This window comes from Kocuria sp. KSNUG (assembly GCF_049532735.1).
GTDB classification, from domain to species: Bacteria; Actinomycetota; Actinomycetes; order Actinomycetales; family Micrococcaceae; genus Kocuria; species Kocuria rhizophila.
Genome location: NZ_CP150981.1, coordinates 288,221 through 304,788, shown reverse-complemented (window position 1 = coordinate 304,788; position 16,568 = coordinate 288,221). Strand labels below are relative to the sequence as shown.

The window sequence follows — 16,568 nt, the reverse complement described above, 5'->3', positions numbered from 1 at the left end:
GTGGCGGGATGACCCCCACGAACGTGCTGTCCCAGATCAGAGAACGCCGCATCCTCCTCAAGACCGCGGGCGTCGGAGCGGGGGCCCTGCTCGCCGCACAGGTCGTGGTGGTGGCGTCGCTGGCCGGGGTGGACTGGTGGCAGCAGCGCGGGCGCAAGCAGCGTGATGCGCCGCGTCCGGGGACGTTCTCGGCGCAGGTGCAGGACTCGGAGCTGACCATCTACACGTCCGGGAAGGACGTCTACGAGGACATGCTCGAGGCCATCGACAACGCAGAGCGCTCCATCCACTTGGAGACGTTCATCTGGAAGAACGATGAGATCGGGCAGCGCTTCCTGGACGGCATGAACCGCGCTGTGGAGCGCGGCGTGGACGTGTTCGTGATCTACGACGGCTTTGCCAACCTGGTCATCCCGCAGACCTTCTACTCCTTCGACAGCGACATCCACGTGTTCCGCGTGCCGTTCCTGCGCCGCCCGTTCTGGAAGGGCCCCCTGCGGTTCTCGGGTCTGAACCACTCCAAGATCCTGGTGGTGGATGACGAGATCGGGTTCGTGGGCGGGTTCAACATCGGCTCCCTGTACTCCCGGCAGTGGCGGGACACGCACATCCGTGAGGTCGGCCCGGCCGTGTGGGGTCTGCGCAACGCGATCGCCACGGTGTGGAACGAGGACCGCGAGCCGGACAAGGAGATCGAGTGGGTCCCGCCGCAGAGCTGGGATCCCGAGGTGCGGGTGAACGCGAACCTGCCCATCCAGATCGTGTACCCCATCCGTGAGATGTACATGAACGCGATCGACCGGGCGCAGCACCACATCTGGATCAACACCCCGTACTTCATCCCGGACCAGCAGGTGCTGGACACGCTCCTGGACGCCGCGCGCCGCGGGGTGGACGTCCGGGTCATGGTCCCCAAGGACTCCAACCACATCCTCTCGGACTGGGTGTCCCGGGGGTTCTACGGCCAGCTGCTGGAGGGCGGGGTGACCATCCTGCTCTACGGCGCGTGCATGATCCACGCCAAGACCGCCACGATCGACGGCCAGTGGTCCACCGTGGGCACCGCCAACCTGGACCGCCTCTCCCTGTCCTTCAACTACGAGACCAACGTGGAGATCGTGGACCCGGACTTCGCCGCCCAGATGGAGAAGGTCTTCCTCGCGGACAGCGAGCACTGCGAGGAGCTCACCTCCCCCCAGTGGCGGGAGCGCCACCCCATGGCGCGGGTCGCGGAGGTCCTGCTGGTCCCGCTGCGCCCCCTGCTCTGACGTCCCCGGCGTACGACGACGCCGCACGGCCGGCCCCCGCACGCCCGTCACGGGAGCGCCGTCGTGCGGAGGGCGTCAGCCCTGGGTAAGGTGGCCGCGCAGCCTGGTGGCGGTGTACTCGGTGCGGAACAGGCCGCGGCGCTGCAGCTCGGGGACCACCAGGTCCACGAAGTCCGTGAGCGAGTCCGGCTGCACGGGCGGCATGAGGTTGAAGCCGTCCGCGCCGCCGTTCTCCAACCACTCCTGCATGCGGTCCGCAATCGACTCCGGGGTGCCCACCATGGTGCAGTGCCCACCGCCGGCGGCCAGGCGCCCGAGCAGCTGGCGGACCGTGGGGTTCTCCGCCTCGATGATCCGCAGGATGGTGCCGTAGCGGCCCTGCGGACCGGTGAACTCCCCCAGGGGCGGCAGCGGGGGCACGGGCGCGTCCAGGTCCCAGCCCGAGCAGTCCTGCTCCACGAACGTGGAGAGCTGCGCGAGTGACTGCTCCACGGGCAGCAGCCGGTCCACGCGGTCCTGCTTGGCGAGGGCCTCCTCGTGGGTGCGGCCCACGTAGGTGACCAGCCCGGGCATCACGACCACGGACTCCGGATCGCGCCCGGCCCGGGCCACCTCCGCCTTGACCGAGGAGTAGTACTCCTGGGCGGCGGGGAGGTCGTAGGCCACGGCGTAGATCCCCTCCGCGAAGTCCCCGGCCAGGGCCTTGCCGGGCCCGGACGCGCCGGCCTGGAACAGCACCGGCTCGCCCTGCGGGGAGCGCGGGACCGTGAGGGGTCCGTCCACCAGGAAGTGTCGGCCCTCGTGGTCCAGGCGGTGGACCTTGGAGGGGTCCGCCCACCGGCCCTCGGGGTCTGCGGTGACGGCGTCCTCGTCCCAGCTGGCCCACAGGGCGCGGGCCACCTCCACGAACTCGCGGGCGCGCTCGTAGCGCTCGTCCTTGGGCGGCATGGCCCGGTAGCCGTGGTTGCGGGCCTCGGCGTCCCACATGGAGGTCACCACGTTCCAGCCCGCCCGGCCGCCCGAGATGTGGTCCAGGGACGCGAGCATCCGGGCCGCGTGGAACGGGGTGAAGAACGTGGAGGACACCGTGCACACCAGGCCGATGCGTTCGGTGGCCCGCGCCATCGCGGACAGTGCGGTCAGCGGTTCGAGGGACCAGTGGGGTCCGCCGGAGACGTCGCCCACGCTGTGGCCGTCCGCGAAGAACACGGCGTCGAACAGGCCGCGCTCGGCGGTCCGCGCGAGCTCCTCGTAGTAGCTGATGTCCGTGAGGCGGTGCACCGAGGAGTTCGGGGCGCGCCACGCCGCCTGGTGGTGGCCGGTGCCGTAGAGGAACGCGTTGAGGTGGAGGCGGCGGGCCGGTGCCTTCGTGGGCGACGACGCCGCAGCCACCGTCCGCGGCGTCGGCTCGGCTTCGGGGGCGGGTGCCGACGCCGTGCCCCCGGCAGGTGCCGTGCGCTCGGGAGCGGGCCGGGCGGCGTCGTCGTGCGCGGAGGGGGCGGCCATGTCAGTCCATCACCAGCCCGCCGTCGACCACGAGGTTCTGGCCGGTGACCCCGCGGGACCAGTCCGAGGCGAAGAACAGGGCGGTGTCCGCGAACTCCTCCGGGGTGGTCACGCGGCCCAGGGGAGTGCCGGCGGCGATGAAGTCGAAGACCTCGTCCGGGGTGGCGGCGCTCGCGTCCGTGGTGCGCAGCAGGCCGCCGGAGATCATGTTGACGGTGATGCCCTGCGGGCCCAGGTCCTTGGCGGCGGTGCGGGTGAGGGAGAGCAGGGCGGCCTTCGCGGCGGTGTAGTCGTGGTAGGGGACCACGGGGTTCTGGAAGAGGTTGGTGCCGATGTTGATGATGCGGCCCTCACCGGCCTCCGCCATGCCCGGGGTGACCGCGTGCATCACATTGAGGGCCCCGATCACGGCGCCCTGGAACTGCTGCGTGAGGTTCTCCGCGGTCAGGTTCTCCAGGGTGGGGCGGGCGTCCCCGTTGAAGCTGAAGTCCACCAGGGCGTTGTTCACCGCCACCGTGATCGGCGCGCCGAAGTGCTCCCGGGCCCGGGAGACCATGTCCCGCACCTGCTGCGCGTCGGTCACGTCCGCCTGGACGGCCAGGGCGCGGTCCTCGCCGAGCTCCGCGACCAGGGCCCGGGCGCGGTCCTCGCTCGCGTGGTAGTTGGCGACGACGCGCGCCCCCTCGCGCGCGAACGCCCGGCTGAGGTGCTCCCCCAGCCCGCGGGCTCCGCCGGTGACCAGGACGATGGTGTTCTCGATCCGCATGCTCACTCCTGTGGCTCACGGCGAAGAAAGCGGTGCGCCACCTGCGCGGTGCGACCGTGACATCCCTTCGCCAGTACTAACTGGACAGGTTCGACGGGTGTCATCTCAGCCGCTTTGACTTCCCCATCTGTGTGCCCGGTGGGCTGAGAGGGAAGGGTGGCGGCACCCCGTGTCACTGGTGGTCAGTGTAGCCAGGGAGCTCTGGCGAGGATCAAGGGGGTGGGTTGACCGGGGAAGGACGGGGCCGCAGGGAACCCTGATAGAAAAGTGGTGGGACCGATTGACCGGTGCTGTGCGCGGCGCTCGGCGGCGGCGCACGGCAACCAGAACGGAGACGGGCGAATGTCAGATCGAACAGGCGCTTCACGGGCGAGGAACGTCGGATGGGTGCTGTGGCTCGCCGCGTTGCTCGTCTGGATCGCGGGACTCGTGGCCGAGCGACTCCTGTACTCCGGATCCCTGTCCTGTGAACTGGGCGACGGAAGCTCGATCTACGGTGAGGCGGGGTGGAGCTGGGTGCCACTGGGCCACATGTGCACCTGGGAGAACGTGGGCGGCGTGACGATCGTGGACGAGCCGTCCATGATGACTCTCGTTCCGGCGCTGGTCCTGCTCCTGTGGGGAATCAGTCTGGTGATAGCTCGTGCTTCCAAGCCACAACCGCGCCGCAGTCCGGAGTAGCCGGTCTTGCCGGTGGCGGCTCGGTCAGGACAGGCCGTTGCTCGCGGGGCGGCGCGCCTCGCGACGCCGATCAGCCTCGATTTCCGCACGCCGTTCCTTCACCGCCTTGGAGAAGAAAATGACGGCGAATAGCAGTTCCATGGTCATGAGCAGCCATGATTCCCGCGCTCCGACGAAGGTGATCACGAAGAGGGCCGCCATCACGGAACCCTGAATCAGGCAGCCCGTGGATTTCCGTTTCAACATGCCCCCACCGTAGGCAGATGCTCGTGAGAACGCCTCGTCTCCCGGGCTGCCGCGACGGAAAAGCCGAACGGAGTGCTGGGCGGCTCCTGTCCGGCAGCCGCCCCGAGTGCGCCACGCAAAACCGCCCTGCTACCCTTGATGGCTGGTGTGCCGGGAAGTCTGGTCGGCGGAAACAAGCGTGATGCCCGTCGACACTGGAGTACTCCATGCCCCTGCACCACACGACCACCCCTGCCCTCCGTGAGCCCGGATCCCCGGAGCCCGTGGCGCAGGAAGAGTCCACCGGCTTCGTCTCGGAGCCCGGTTTCTTCAACCATCCTGAGCCCCCGTGCGAGCCCGACCACCCCTCGGGTGGCGTCTTCTCCCGCCTGCAGGACGTCCTGCGCCGCGAGACTGTGGCCGGCATCCTCCTCGTGGTTGCCGCCGTCATCGCCATCGTCTGGGCCAACTCGCCCTTCGCGGAGAGTTACTTCGCCCTGCGTGACCTCAAGGTGGGCTACGAGCCGTGGCACCTGAACCTCAGCCTCGGCGCCTGGGCCGCGGACGGGCTGCTCGCCATCTTCTTCTTCCTCGTGGGTCTGGAGCTCAAACGCGAGTTCGTCGCGGGTGACCTGCGGGACCTCAGCAAGGCGGCGGTGCCGATCGCGGCGGCCGTGGGCGGCGTCGTGGTCCCCGCGCTGATCTACGCGGCCGTGAACGCCACGAACCCCGAGACCCTGGGCGGCTGGGCGATTCCCACCGCCACGGACATCGCCTTCGCCGTGGCGGTGCTCGCGATCGTGGGCTCGCACCTGCCCAGCGCGCTCCGCCTGTTCCTGCTGACCCTGGCGGTGGTGGACGACCTGCTGGCCATCACGATCATCGCGATCTTCTACACCGACGAGGTGCACGTGCTCCCGCTGCTCCTCGCGCTCGTCCCGCTGGCCGCGTTCGGGCTGCTGGCGCACCGCTTCCCCCGCTTCTTCGCGCACCGCACGTGGGCCGCGTGGGTGATCCTGGTGCCGCTGGCCGTGGTCACGTGGGCCCTGGTCCACGAGGCCGGGATCCACGCCACGGTCGCGGGCGTGCTGCTCGGTTTCGCCGTTCCCGTCATGGGGGCCAAGGCGTCCGGGGAGCCCGTGGAGCTCGCCGAGCACCTGGAGCACCGCGTCCGGCCCCTGTCCGCCGGGTTCGCGGTGCCGGTCTTCGCGTTCTTCTCCGCGGGCGTCGCAGTGGGCGGCTGGGACGGATTGACGACGGCGCTCGCCGCCCCCGTCACGCTCGGCATCATCGCGGGCCTCGTCCTGGGCAAGCCGCTGGGCATCATTGCCGCCACGTGGCTCACCACCGTGCTCACCGGGCGGAAGCTGGACCCGTCCTACAAGTGGATCGACCTGGTGGGGATCGCGCTGCTGGCCGGGATCGGGTTCACGGTGTCCCTGCTGATCGCGGAGCTCAGCTTCGACCCGTCCGCGGCCGCCGGGGACCAGGCCAAGGTGGCCGTACTGACCGCGTCGGTGCTGGCAGCGGTGCTGGCCGGTGGTTTGCTGGCGGTCCGCAACCGCCACTACCGGGTGGGTGCGGTTGCTGCCGGATCAGGGAACACCGCGTCCCACGCATAGCAGTGGGGGGCTGGTCCTCCGTCGCCGGGCAGGGGCTCAGCCCTCCCGTCACCACCCGTCCGTCGGCGTGACCCACCGCCCCCCTGCCGCCCGCACGGGCCGCGTGGAGGTGGAACCACGCCGGGCGCCGGAGCCGAGGACGGCGCAGGGGCCCACTCGTGAACGAGTGAGCCCCTGGCCGCAGTCCCGGATCTGGAGAACTGCCAAGCGGAGTGATGATCAGCGACCGGTGCGGTCGGTGCCGTCCACATTGGTGTTGCCCGCGTTGGGGGTGCGGTCCGTGGAACCCGCGGTGCGCGTGCGGTCCGTGGCCCCAACGTTGTGGGTACGGTCGGTGGTGCCCACGTTGTGGTTGCGCTCCACGGGAACGGTCTTGTTCTTCTTCAGCAGGCCACCCAGACCGGCGAGACCGAGCAGGCCCCACAGGCCGGCGTTGCCGTGGCCTTCGTCCTCCTGCTGGGTGGAGGCGGGAGCGGGGCTCTCCGTGGCGGCCATGGCCGGGGCGGACACGCCGGACAGGATGGCCAGGGACAGAGCGGCAGCAGCTGCGGTCTTACGCATAGCGGGTTCTCCTTTGCTGGGGAACGTCATCTATTGATGACTCATCAATCAGCGTACTTGCTATTGGGGGGTTCCGGCGATTCACTTCCCCGGGGAAGACCTGCTCCGGCACGAGCGGGGTGCTCCTCCCGCCACCACCCGTCCGCCGGCGTGACCGGCACGGTGCGCTTGTGCCGGGAGCGCAGGAAGATCTGCTCCAGCTTCTCCGCGACCTCCACGGGGACGTCCTTGCCCTCGAGGTAGTCGTCGATGTCCTCGTACGTGAGGCCCAGCTCGTCCTCGTCCGTGCGCCCGGGGTTGTCGTTGAGCAGGTCCGCGGTGGGGACCTTCCCGACCAGCCGCTCCGAGGCCCCCAGGTACTCCAGCAGCTGCCGGTTCTGCCGCTTGTCCAGTCCGGCCAGCGGCAGGAGGTCCGCTCCGCCGTCCCCGAACTTGGTGAAGAACCCGGTGATGGACTCTGCCGCGTGGTCCGTGCCGATCACCAGCAGGTTGTGGTCCCCGCCCACCGCGTACTGCGCGGTCATGCGCACGCGGGCCTTGGTGTTGCCGCGGGTGAAGTCGGTGAGCTGCTCGCCGGTGGCCGCGGCGTAGGCGGCCTCGAACCCGTCGACGGCCGGAGCGACGTCGTACGTGACCACCCGGTCCGGCTCAATGAAGGCGAGCGCGGCCTGTGCGTCGTCCTCGTCCTGCTGGGTGCGGTAGGGCAGGCGCATGGCCACGAACTCCGCGGGGATCTCGTCCTCGCGCAGCTTCTCCACGGCCAGCTGCGCGAGCCGTCCCGCGAGCGTGGAGTCCACGCCGCCGCTGATGCCCAGCACGAAGCCCCTGGTGTGCGTCGCCCGGAGGTAGTCGCACAGGAAGTCGACGCGCCGCGCCGCCTCCGTCTCCGGGTCGATCCGCGGGGCCACCCCGAGCTCGGCGATGATCTGTGCCTGCAATTCACGCATGCCGCCATGCTAGCGACCGCGTGTTTCAGGGGTGTGACGGACCCCCGGTCCACGACGCCGCTGGGTCGCCTCGGCGAGTCCCTCACCGTCACCCCGCACCTGGCCAGGATGGCAGGGGCGCATCATGTGCGGCATCTGTCGTGTCAACAGAGGGGCAGCGTTCCGGGCCGAATGCGGTGGCGGACCGTCACCCGTGCGTGTGAGGCGGGGCGCGGCGGCGTCGTGAGATGCTGGCCACATGACTGAGAACACCTACGAAACCATCCTGGTCCGCCGCGAGGGACGCGTGGGCGTGATCACGCTGAACCGTCCCAAGGCGCTGAACGCGCTGAACGTGCAGACCATGACCGAGCTCGTGGCGGCCGCCACCGACCTGGACCGCGATCCGGAGATCGGTGCGATCGTCCTGACCGGCTCCGAGAAGGCGTTCGCCGCGGGCGCCGACATCAAGGAGATGGGTTCCAAGACCGGTTCGGACATGTACCGCGAGGACTTCTTCTCCGCGTGGGACACCTTCGCCCGGCTGCGCACGCCGAAGATCGCGGCGGTCGCGGGCTACGCCCTGGGCGGTGGCTGCGAGGCGGCCATGATGTGCGACATGATCATCGCCGCGGACACCGCCAAGTTCGGGCAGCCGGAGATCACCCTGGGCGTCATCCCGGGCATGGGCGGCACCCAGCGGCTGACCCGCGCAGTGGGCAAGGCCAAGGCGATGGACCTCATCCTCACCGGCCGCCAGATGGACGCCGAGGAGGCCGAGCGCTCCGGACTCGTTTCCCGTGTGGTCCCCGCCGACTCCCTCATGGACACCGCGCTGGAGGTCGCCACGAAGATCTCCGGCATGTCCAAGCCGGTGGCCCAGCACGCCGTGGAGACCGTCAACACCGCGTACGAGACCACCCTGGCCGCGGGACTGCAGTACGAGCGCCGCGTGTTCCACGGGCTGTTCTCCACTGCGGACCAGAAGGAGGGCATGGCGGCCTTCACGGAGAAGCGGAAGCCGAACTTCTCCCACGAGTGAGCCCGGGCTCCGTCCTGTGGCGCAGATGATGTGCTGACAGGGCACGCGCAGACGACGCCGCTCCCCGGAAGGTGGGGAGCGACGTCGTCGTTCTGCCCGGGGGGGTGCTCCTGGGGTGACCTGCGCGCCCCGGGGTGGTCTGCATTAGCGGAGCAAACGCAGAAATGCGGCTGCGGATCTGCTTTTACTCCACTAGGCAGCACCAGCGGCCAGCTGTCCACCGGCGCGGCACCATCTGGGTCCGCATCTGCGGGTCCTTCTGCCCCGGGGGCCCGCATCTGCGGATAACATGCGCTCATGACCTTTCTCCGTGTGGCTCAGGCCGCCTCGTTCATGGGTGTCAGCGACGACACCGTCCGGCGGTGGATCGACCAGGGTGCCCTTCCCGGGCAGAAGGACGGCACGGGGCACCTGGTGGTGGACGGTGCGGACCTCGCCGAGCTGGCGCGTCGCACCGCGGTGAGCCCCGAGGATCCCGCGCGCGTGAGCAGCTCGGCCCGCAACCGGCTGGTGGGGCTGGTGACCGCGGTGAAGTCCGACCCCGTGATGTCCCAGGTGGAGCTGCAGTGCGGTCCGCACCGCATCGTGTCGCTCATGAGCACGGAGGCGGTGGAGGACCTCGGGCTCGCACTCGGTTCCGTGGCCACGGCCGTGGTGAAGTCCACGGCGGTCATCGTGGAGACGGAGGGGCGCAAATGATGGCGTGCGCAGAGCAGAAGACACCGGGCACCGCGGGTAGACGCCGCCTCACCGCCCTCGTGGCCGCTGTGGGTCTGGGCACCCTGGTGCTCACCGGCTGCGGTGGGCAGAGCGGGGAAAGCAATGCAGCGGCGTCGTCCTCGGAGGCCGGGGGCGGGGACAAGACCCTGCGGGTGTCCGCGGCGGCCTCCCTGACCCAGTCCTTCGACCAGCTGGCGGAGGAGTTCGAGAGGGACCACCCCGGCGTGGACGTGGACGTGAACTACGGCGGGTCCTCGGGGCTCGTGCAGCAGCTCACCGAGGGCGCACCCGCGGACGTGTTCGCCTCCGCGGACCAGAAGAACATCAAGAAGCTGACGGACGCGGACCTCGCCCAGGGGGAGCCGAAGATCTTCGCGACCAACGTGCTGACCCTCGTGGTGCCCAAGGACAACCCGGCGGGGATCACGAGCTTGCAGGATGTGCTGGACAAGAAGGTCAAGCTCGTCACGTGCGCCCCCGAGGTGCCGTGCGGTGCCGCCACCCAGACGGTGGAGAAGGCCAACGGCGTGGAGCTCAAACCCGTGAGCCAGGAGAACGCCGTGACGGACGTGCTCGGCAAGGTCACCAGCGGTCAGGCGGACGCCGGCATCGTGTACGTCACGGATGCCAGGGCCGCCGGGGACAAGGTCACGACCATCGACATTCCCAAGACGGACGAGGCGGTCAACAACTACCCGATCGTGGCCCTGAAGGACTCCGAGCAGCCGGAGCTTGCCGCGCAGTTCGTGGACCTCGTCACGGGTGAGCAAGGGCAGAAGGTGCTGCGGGACGCGGGCTTCGGCGCCCCGTGACGCGCCGGTTCTCCGCCACCCCGCGGTGGGTTCTGCTCCCGGCGGCCGTGGGTGCGCTGCTCATCCTGCTGCCCCTGGTGGGGATGCTCCTGCGCATCGACTGGGCGCACCTGGGGGAGCTGCTCACGAGTGAGTCGTCGCTTGCCGCGCTGTGGCTGAGCCTGCGCACGGCAGTGGTCTCCACCGCGCTGTGCGTGGTCCTGGGCTGTCCGCTGGCCCTGGTGCTGGCGCGCTCCACGGCCCGGGGCCTCACCGTGTTCCGCTCGCTGGTGCTGCTGCCGCTCGTGCTGCCCCCGGTGGTGGGCGGCATTGCGCTGCTGTACACGTTCGGGCGCACGGGCTTCCTGGGCGCGCCGCTCGCGGCACTGGGCGTGGACATCGCGTTCTCCACCACGGCGGTGGTGCTCGCGCAGACGTTCGTGGCCCTGCCGTTCCTGGTGGTTTCGCTGGAGGGCGCGCTGCGCACCACGGGCACCCGCTACGAGCAGATCGCCGCGGGCCTGGGTGCCTCCCCCACGCGCACGCTCTTCCGCGTGACTTTGCCGGTCACCCTGCCCGCCGTGCTCTCCGGCGCCGCGCTGTCCTTCGCGCGCTGCCTGGGCGAGTTCGGCGCCACCCTCACGTTCGCGGGCAGCCTGGAGGGCGTCACGCGCACGCTCCCGCTGGAGATCTACCTGCAGCGCGAAACCGACCCCGACGCCGCCGTGGCCCTCTCCCTGCTCCTCGTCCTGGTCGCGCTGCTGGTCGTCAGCCTCACCACGCCCGCACGACGACGCCGCGGCGCCGGCTTCCGCGCCAACCTCACCCGGTGGGTGGGGCGGGATGGCGCCGGTGGACCGAGCGGTCAGGCCGATCCGGAGTCGCGTGCGGATGCCGCCGCCCCGGGTGGGGGCGGGGAAGGGCCTGCCGATCCGACCGCGTCAGAGGAGTCCCGGTCCATGGGTGGGCGTACCCCGTTCGCGTCGCTGCCGCAGAAACAGGAAACCCACGATGCGCCGTCGGCCACGCCCACGGTCTCAGCTGGCAGTCCGGCGCAGGGGTCCCACCACCCCATCGGGCTGCGGGTGGACGTCACTCACGAACCACGAGGTGTGGCCGCCGAGTTCAGCGTGGAGCCGGGCACCACCGTGGCGCTGCTCGGGCCCAACGGGGTGGGGAAGTCCACGGTGTTCGGCGTGGTCGCCGGCCTGGTGGCACCGGATCGCGGCGCGGTCCAGGTGGGGGAGCGGTGTGTGGTCCGGGCGGACACCGGAGACCGGCCCGTGTGGGTCCCCGCGCACCGTAGGGGAGTGGCCCTCATGGCCCAGGAACCCCTGCTGTTCCCCCACCTGAGCGTGCTGGACAACGTGGCGTTCGGGCCGCGGGCGAGCGGGGCAGGGAGGGCGGAAGGGCGGCGTCGTGCCCGGGCATGGCTGCGGGAGGTGGGCGCGGAGGAGTTCGTGCAGCGGCGCCCGGATGAGCTCTCGGGAGGGCAGGCGCAGCGGGTCGCGATCGCGCGCGTGCTGGCTGCGGATCCGCGCGTGATCTTGCTGGACGAGCCCATGAGCGCACTGGACGTGGCGGCCCGGCCCCGCATGAGACAGGTGCTGAAACGCGTGCTGGCCGGGCGCACCGCGGTGGTCATCACGCACGACGACGCGGACGTCGCCGAGCTCGCGGACACCGTCGTGCGCCTGGAACGGGCGGAACCCGCCAGGCGCCGCTGACTGTCCAGGGAGACCTCGAGAAACGGGCAGCCCCAGCACAGAGGACCGGTCCTCACCCAGGGCAGGGTGGGGACCGGCCCTCGTGTCCGGAAGAGGAACGCCGAGCGGCGCGCCTACTTCACCTCGCGCGTGAGCACCCGCCAGATGCCGATCAGCAGCGGCACCCCGATCCACAGCAGCGAGGACGTTCCCAGCTGACCCCACTCTGTGGCAGTGAGGTCCACTCCCTCCATGAGCGGGGTGGAGGCCGCGGTCATGTTCACCCACGCCCCGAGATCTTGCAGAGAAGGGACCATCAGAGCGGCTGCCGAGTACAGGGTGGGCAGGACGAAGTAGGCCACGATGGCCAGCGGCACGGACAGCAGCGCCAGCCCGAATGCCACACCCTGCAGGAGGGCGAGCATCTGGGTGAGCCACTGGCCCGCCAGCTGCCCGGGATCGAGGTCGATGCTCACGGGGCTGCCGGAGAGCCCGGCAGAGATCAGGTGTGCGAGCAGTGCCAGGACCCACGCCGCCGCGAAGGCGATCGTCCCCAGGACGAGTGCTGCGAGCAGCTTGGCGAGCACCACCCGGATCCTGCGGGGTTCCTGCGTGAACGTGATCAGGGCGGTGCGCTGGCTCCACTCGTTGCACGCCGTGATGATCCCCAGCACGGGCAGCAGCAACCCCTGCGGCGTCATTGTTACGACGAACAGACCGGCGAGGTCCGCACCCTCCTCACGGGTCAGCCACACGGTGAGCCCCAGCGCGAGGGCGGTGAGCACGCCGATCGCGATCAGCAGACCGCGCCCGGCGCGCGTGTCCACCTGCTTGCGCAGCTCCACGCGCAGCAGGGTGAGGAACGACAGCCCGCGGCCCGTCGGTTCTGCATGGCCCCAGGGGGCCGTGGTGGTGGTTGCGGTGCTCATGCGGTGGGCTCCTCTCGGGCGGGCATTCCCTGGGCGGGTGACGGCTGCGCGGGCGGTGTGGCGCCGGACGACGCCGCCGCGCCGGGTGGGGTGCCGCCCCGCCCCTGCTCGTCGCGGGCGGTGTCCGCGGTGAGCTGCAGGAACATGTCCTCCAGCCGGGTGCCGTCCGCGGGGCGCAGCAGGGTCAGGGGCACACCGGCGTCGAGCGCTACGCGACCCACGCGGGCGGCGTCGGCCTCGATCTCGGCGGCACCGTCCGCGCGCCCGGAGAAGGTGATGCCCGCGGTGCTCAGCGCGGTGGCGAAGGCCGCCTGGTCCTCGGCGTCGGCCACGCAGCCGGGGCGGGTGGCGAGCAGGTCCGTCATGCGGCCCTGGGCGACGATCCGGCCGTGGCCGATCATCACGAGGTCGTCCGCGACCTGCTCCACCTCGTGCAGCAGGTGCGAACTCAGCAGCACGGTGCCGCCCCGGTCCGCGAAGTCCCGGAGCAGACCGCGCATCCAGCGGATGCCCGCGGGGTCCAGGCCGTTGGCGGGTTCGTCCAGTACAAGCACCTGGGGTGAGCCCAATAGCGCGCCCGCGAGACCGAGGCGCTGACGCATGCCCAGGGAGTAGTTCTTCACACGGCGGCACGCCTCGGAGGGCTCCAGCCCCACGAGTTCCAGCATCTCGTCCACCCGTGCCCTGCCCGCACCCGTGATGGTGGCGGCGAGCTGCAGCACCTCGCGGCCGGTGCGACCGGGATGCTGTGCGGCGGCGTCGAGCATCACGCCCACATGCCGGCTGGGGTTGGGCAGCTCGGCGTAGCGGTGGCCCAGCACGAGCGCCTCACCCGAGCTGGCCGGGGTGAGACCGGTGAGCATCCGCAGGGCCGTGGACTTGCCCGCGCCGTTGGGCCCCAGGAAACCGGTGACCCGGCCGGGCCGGGCCGTGAAGGAGATGTCGTCCACCGCGGTGAATCCGCCGTAGCGCTTGGTGAGGTGCTCGATGCGAATCATGACCTACATCCTGAGGGAAGAAGAGGAGAATCCTGAAAAAATGATGAACCCGGGCGCGTCCCCTGGGTGGCGCGGTGGAGAGGATGTGCCTGCGCGATCAACCAGGCAGGGGCCTCACGCACGCTCCGAGTGGGGGCGGAAACCCCGCCTCCACCGGGGCGAACGAGATTCGTTCATGCGCGCCTCCCACAGGTCCAGCTCGATGGTGATTCCGGGGCCCACCGCGTCCTGCACCCTTTCCGCAAGCCGTTCGCCCTCACGGTGGCTGGCATCCCGTTGCTCCTCCGTGGGCCAGCCCTTCTCGTGGTCGAAGTGCTGGTTGAAGTTCCGGGTCCAGGCCAGGACGTCCTGGGTCAGGTCCGGCGGGAGAGGGAAGTGATCCTGCTCCAGCAGGCCGTCCTCTGCCCAGAACGGCCAGTTGCAGCCGTACTCGTTAAACATGCGAACGCTTGTGGGTGTGGACACGGGGTCGTTCCTCTCGGGAGACGGGTGCTTCGACGATCCTCATCCGGTTCGAGGATGTCGGCAAGGGGGCAAGACAGCACCGGACGGCGCGGGACAGCAGAACGGGACCCCACGTGCCGGTTGGTGCCCACCCGCGGGCCGATAGCATGAGCGGGCCGGTGAGCACCCGGCGTCGTCGTCGAGAAGGGACACCCCATGGCTTTCGTCTGCAGCGCCACCTGGACCGCCAAGCCCGGCGAGGAAGAGACCGTGCGCGCCGCGCTCGCCGAGCTCTCGCCCGCCTCCCGCGAGGAGCCCGGGAACCTCTACTACCAGGCGTACCAGAGCCCGGAGGAGCCCGCCGTGTTCCGCATCTTCGAGGTGTACCAGGACAAGGCCGCGTTCAAGGCCCACGTGTGCTCGGCGCACTTCGCGCAGTTCGGCGTGGGGCAGGCGATCCCGGCGCTGGCGAACAACGAGCACGAGACGTACGAGACGCTCGATTTCTGACGGGCCGCCCGTGAGCAGCCACGAAAGGCCGACGACGCTGCGCCCGGTCCCCGCCCCGGCTGAACGGGCACCCGCCTGGGCCGTGGCCCTCTCCGAGGTATTCCAGGCACCCCTTGTGCTGGCGGCGTTGCTGGTCGTCCTCCCGTGGAGTGCCCACGGCACCCTCGCCTCCCTAGCGTGGGGTGTGGCCGCGGCGCTCGCGGTGTGCGGGGTCTCGCTGGCCACCGTCACCGTGCTGTCGCGCCGGGGTGTTCTCACCGACCACCACGTGAGCGTCAAGCAGCACCGACGTCCGGTGATGATCGGGACGTTCCTGCTGGTGGCGGCGTTCCTCGCTGTGACTCTCGCATTCCACGGGCCCGTGGAGATCACGGGCCTGCTTACCGCCACGCTCGCCGCCAGCGCGGTGGTGGCCCTGGTCAGCCCGTGGTGGAAGATCTCGGTGCACGGGATGATGATGGGCGGCACCGCCGTGATCCTGCCCGTCGCGTGGGGTCCGTGGGGTCTGCTGTTCATCCCCGTGGCGGTGGCCGTCTGCGTGAGCCGTCACGTGCTGGGCGCCCACACCTGGGCGCAGCTGATCGTGGGTTCTGCGTACGGGGTGGTGTTCCTGGGCGGGATCTACTGGCTGATCGCGGTCTGACCCGTCGCGCCGGTGCATCTCCCGGGATGACGACGCCGCGCGGTGCCCGGCTGCCTCCCCACGCTTTCGAGCTGTGCGCCGTCGCTGAGCCCAGTGGCAATCGGTGGCGTCGTGGCGGTCCGGAAGCGAGGGTGATCAGGGGCCGGGCGCTGGGGGTGCGGCGTCGGCGCCATTCTTGGCGGCGCTGACGATGGGAAACAAACCCAGGACCAGCACGATCGAGGGGATTATCCCCAGCCAGGGGACGAGCCATTCGGGCCCGAGGAATAGCAGGGCCAGGCACAGCAGGTCCACGGCCAGCGCCACCAGGAGAACGGTGCGGGACACGGGCAGGGCCGCGGCATGTCCGGCATGCCACGCCTCATCGCTGCGATGGGTGGCTTTGATGTGGATGCCGATGAACCCGTTGCGGTCCACAGGTTCCGATGCCGCCGCTCGAATGACCGCGTAGACGAAGCCCACCACCACGGCGGACATCACGATAACGATGAGCGCGCCCACGCTGGATTCATTCATGCGAGGGAGGATATCCCAGCGAACTCGTGGCGGTCACCCACGACTGGGGATGCCGGCGATATGAACCCTTCAGAGGCCACCTGGAGATTGTCGGGATTATAAATTCGACCCATGACGACCTCAATCGCCCTCCGGCCTCTGCGCGTGACCGATGCCCCTGAGATGGCGGCAGTCCTGGCCGATCTGGAGCTGTACCGCTACACGGGCGGCGAGCCCCCGAGCATTGACGGCCTGGAGAGGCAGCACGCCGTGCAGACCCGTGGCCACTCTTCGGATGGAAGTGAACTGTGGCTCAACCGCATTGTGGTGGTGGGGCCGGAGGAACAGGCGGTGGGCTACGTGCAGGCCACCGTTCCGCTGGACGGCTCGCCTGCGGAGATCGCCTGGGTCGTCGGGGTCCCCTGGCAGGGCCGGGGTTACGCCGCTCGGGCAGCCGCCCTCCTGATCGAAGAACTCCGGCGGAAGGGGGTGTCCCGGGTCCTGGCTCACATCCACCCTGAGCACGAGGCGTCCCAGCGGATCGCCCGCCGTCTGGGGATGGCCCCTACGGAGACCGTGGTCGACGGAGAGACGCGGTGGGTCACCACCCTGGCGCGCGGGAAATGCCCCAGCGCTCGAGGCGCTCACTCCCATGCGGGGGGTCCGGATCGGACTCGCAGAGTCAGCCAAGACAGACCTGCATCTGACGGGACACGGGACAACAGGTGCTGAGGA

General features: G+C 70.1%; 19 protein-coding genes and 1 riboswitch. Of the genes, 10 read left to right on the top strand and 9 right to left on the bottom strand.

Going from position 1 to position 16,568, the window contains the following annotated elements:
• The first annotated feature begins 8 nt into the window (after positions 1–8).
• Entirely contained in the window at positions 9–1,268 is a 1,260-nt protein-coding gene (locus tag AABM36_RS01370) for a phospholipase D-like domain-containing protein (RefSeq protein WP_423446848.1), read from the top strand.
• A gap of 75 nt (positions 1,269–1,343) precedes the next feature.
• On the opposite strand, the gene AABM36_RS01365 is transcribed toward AABM36_RS01370, so the two are convergent.
• Together AABM36_RS01365 and AABM36_RS01360 are read right to left on the bottom strand one after the other, a co-directional pair.
• Positions 1,344–2,774, bottom strand: a complete 1,431-nt coding sequence (locus AABM36_RS01365; protein WP_423446846.1) for an LLM class flavin-dependent oxidoreductase — start codon at positions 2,772–2,774, stop codon at positions 1,344–1,346.
• A 1-nt stretch (position 2,775) separates the two neighbouring features.
• Positions 2,776–3,540 (bottom strand): 3-oxoacyl-ACP reductase, encoded by a 765-nt coding sequence (locus AABM36_RS01360; RefSeq protein WP_423446844.1) that lies wholly within the window; start codon positions 3,538–3,540, stop codon positions 2,776–2,778.
• A 45-nt stretch (positions 3,541–3,585) separates the two neighbouring features.
• Positions 3,586–3,720: riboswitch (TPP riboswitch) on the bottom strand.
• A gap of 207 nt (positions 3,721–3,927) precedes the next feature.
• Here AABM36_RS01360 and AABM36_RS01355 point away from each other — a divergent pair.
• The gene (locus tag AABM36_RS01355; RefSeq protein WP_423446843.1) at positions 3,928–4,221 is read left to right on the top strand and encodes a hypothetical protein; all 294 of its coding nucleotides are present in this window, start codon (positions 3,928–3,930) and stop codon (positions 4,219–4,221) included.
• Between the two features lie 24 nt (positions 4,222–4,245).
• Here the strand turns inward: AABM36_RS01355 and AABM36_RS01350 are convergent, their stop codons facing one another.
• Positions 4,246–4,467, bottom strand: coding sequence for a hypothetical protein (locus tag AABM36_RS01350; protein ID WP_423446841.1), 222 nt, complete (start codon positions 4,465–4,467; stop codon positions 4,246–4,248).
• A 206-nt stretch (positions 4,468–4,673) separates the two neighbouring features.
• On the opposite strand from AABM36_RS01350, the gene nhaA reads away from it, so the two are divergent.
• Positions 4,674–6,068, top strand: coding sequence for a Na+/H+ antiporter NhaA (gene nhaA, locus AABM36_RS01345; protein WP_423446839.1), 1,395 nt, complete (start codon positions 4,674–4,676; stop codon positions 6,066–6,068).
• A gap of 219 nt (positions 6,069–6,287) precedes the next feature.
• Here the strand turns inward: nhaA and AABM36_RS01340 are convergent, their stop codons facing one another.
• The gene (locus AABM36_RS01340; protein WP_070637093.1) at positions 6,288–6,629 is read right to left on the bottom strand and encodes a hypothetical protein; all 342 of its coding nucleotides are present in this window, start codon (positions 6,627–6,629) and stop codon (positions 6,288–6,290) included.
• Between the two features lie 44 nt (positions 6,630–6,673).
• Positions 6,674–7,576, bottom strand: a complete 903-nt coding sequence (gene nadE / locus AABM36_RS01335; RefSeq protein WP_070637092.1) for an ammonia-dependent NAD(+) synthetase — start codon at positions 7,574–7,576, stop codon at positions 6,674–6,676.
• A gap of 238 nt (positions 7,577–7,814) precedes the next feature.
• On the opposite strand from nadE, the gene AABM36_RS01330 reads away from it, so the two are divergent.
• From AABM36_RS01330 to AABM36_RS01315, 4 genes are all read left to right on the top strand, one after another.
• Positions 7,815–8,597 carry an enoyl-CoA hydratase gene (locus AABM36_RS01330; RefSeq protein WP_039102302.1) on the top strand — a complete coding sequence of 261 codons (783 nt, stop codon included), beginning with the start codon at positions 7,815–7,817 and terminating at the stop codon, positions 8,595–8,597.
• 297 nt (positions 8,598–8,894) lie between these two features.
• Entirely contained in the window at positions 8,895–9,296 is a 402-nt protein-coding gene (locus tag AABM36_RS01325) for a TOBE domain-containing protein (RefSeq protein WP_039102303.1), read from the top strand.
• Positions 9,293–10,129, top strand: coding sequence for a molybdate ABC transporter substrate-binding protein (modA, locus tag AABM36_RS01320; protein WP_070637091.1), 837 nt, complete (start codon positions 9,293–9,295; stop codon positions 10,127–10,129). Before AABM36_RS01325 ends, modA begins: the two co-directional genes overlap by 4 nt.
• Positions 10,126–11,835, top strand: coding sequence for an ABC transporter permease (locus tag AABM36_RS01315; RefSeq protein WP_145000178.1), 1,710 nt, complete (start codon positions 10,126–10,128; stop codon positions 11,833–11,835). Before modA ends, AABM36_RS01315 begins: the two co-directional genes overlap by 4 nt.
• A 113-nt stretch (positions 11,836–11,948) precedes the next feature.
• Here the strand turns inward: AABM36_RS01315 and AABM36_RS01310 are convergent, their stop codons facing one another.
• The 3 genes from AABM36_RS01310 to AABM36_RS01300 all read right to left on the bottom strand — a co-directional run bounded on the left by AABM36_RS01310 (position 11,949) and on the right by AABM36_RS01300 (position 14,182).
• Entirely contained in the window at positions 11,949–12,743 is a 795-nt protein-coding gene (locus AABM36_RS01310; RefSeq protein ID WP_121241477.1) for a hypothetical protein, read from the bottom strand.
• Positions 12,740–13,741 carry an ABC transporter ATP-binding protein gene (locus AABM36_RS01305; protein WP_423446834.1) on the bottom strand — a complete coding sequence of 334 codons (1,002 nt, stop codon included), beginning with the start codon at positions 13,739–13,741 and terminating at the stop codon, positions 12,740–12,742. The genes AABM36_RS01310 and AABM36_RS01305 overlap by 4 nt, the downstream gene beginning before the upstream one ends.
• A gap of 114 nt (positions 13,742–13,855) precedes the next feature.
• Complete coding sequence (locus tag AABM36_RS01300) at positions 13,856–14,182, bottom strand: hypothetical protein (protein WP_423446832.1); 327 nt, start codon at positions 14,180–14,182, stop codon at positions 13,856–13,858.
• A 219-nt stretch (positions 14,183–14,401) separates the two neighbouring features.
• Here AABM36_RS01300 and AABM36_RS01295 point away from each other — a divergent pair, with 219 nt between their 5' ends.
• Together AABM36_RS01295 and AABM36_RS01290 are read left to right on the top strand one after the other, a co-directional pair.
• Entirely contained in the window at positions 14,402–14,695 is a 294-nt protein-coding gene (locus AABM36_RS01295; protein ID WP_423446831.1) for a putative quinol monooxygenase, read from the top strand.
• An 82-nt stretch (positions 14,696–14,777) separates the two neighbouring features.
• On the top strand, positions 14,778–15,338 hold the full coding sequence (locus AABM36_RS01290) for a hypothetical protein (RefSeq protein WP_423446829.1): 561 nt from the start codon (positions 14,778–14,780) through the stop codon (positions 15,336–15,338).
• Between the two features lie 135 nt (positions 15,339–15,473).
• Here the strand turns inward: AABM36_RS01290 and AABM36_RS01285 are convergent, their stop codons facing one another.
• Positions 15,474–15,854 carry an SdpI family protein gene (locus AABM36_RS01285; protein ID WP_423446827.1) on the bottom strand — a complete coding sequence of 127 codons (381 nt, stop codon included), beginning with the start codon at positions 15,852–15,854 and terminating at the stop codon, positions 15,474–15,476.
• A gap of 111 nt (positions 15,855–15,965) precedes the next feature.
• On the opposite strand from AABM36_RS01285, the gene AABM36_RS01280 reads away from it, so the two are divergent.
• A complete protein-coding gene (locus AABM36_RS01280; RefSeq protein WP_423446825.1) occupies positions 15,966–16,565 on the top strand; it encodes a GNAT family N-acetyltransferase in 600 nt (199 codons plus the stop codon).
• Positions 16,566–16,568 lie beyond the last annotated feature (3 nt).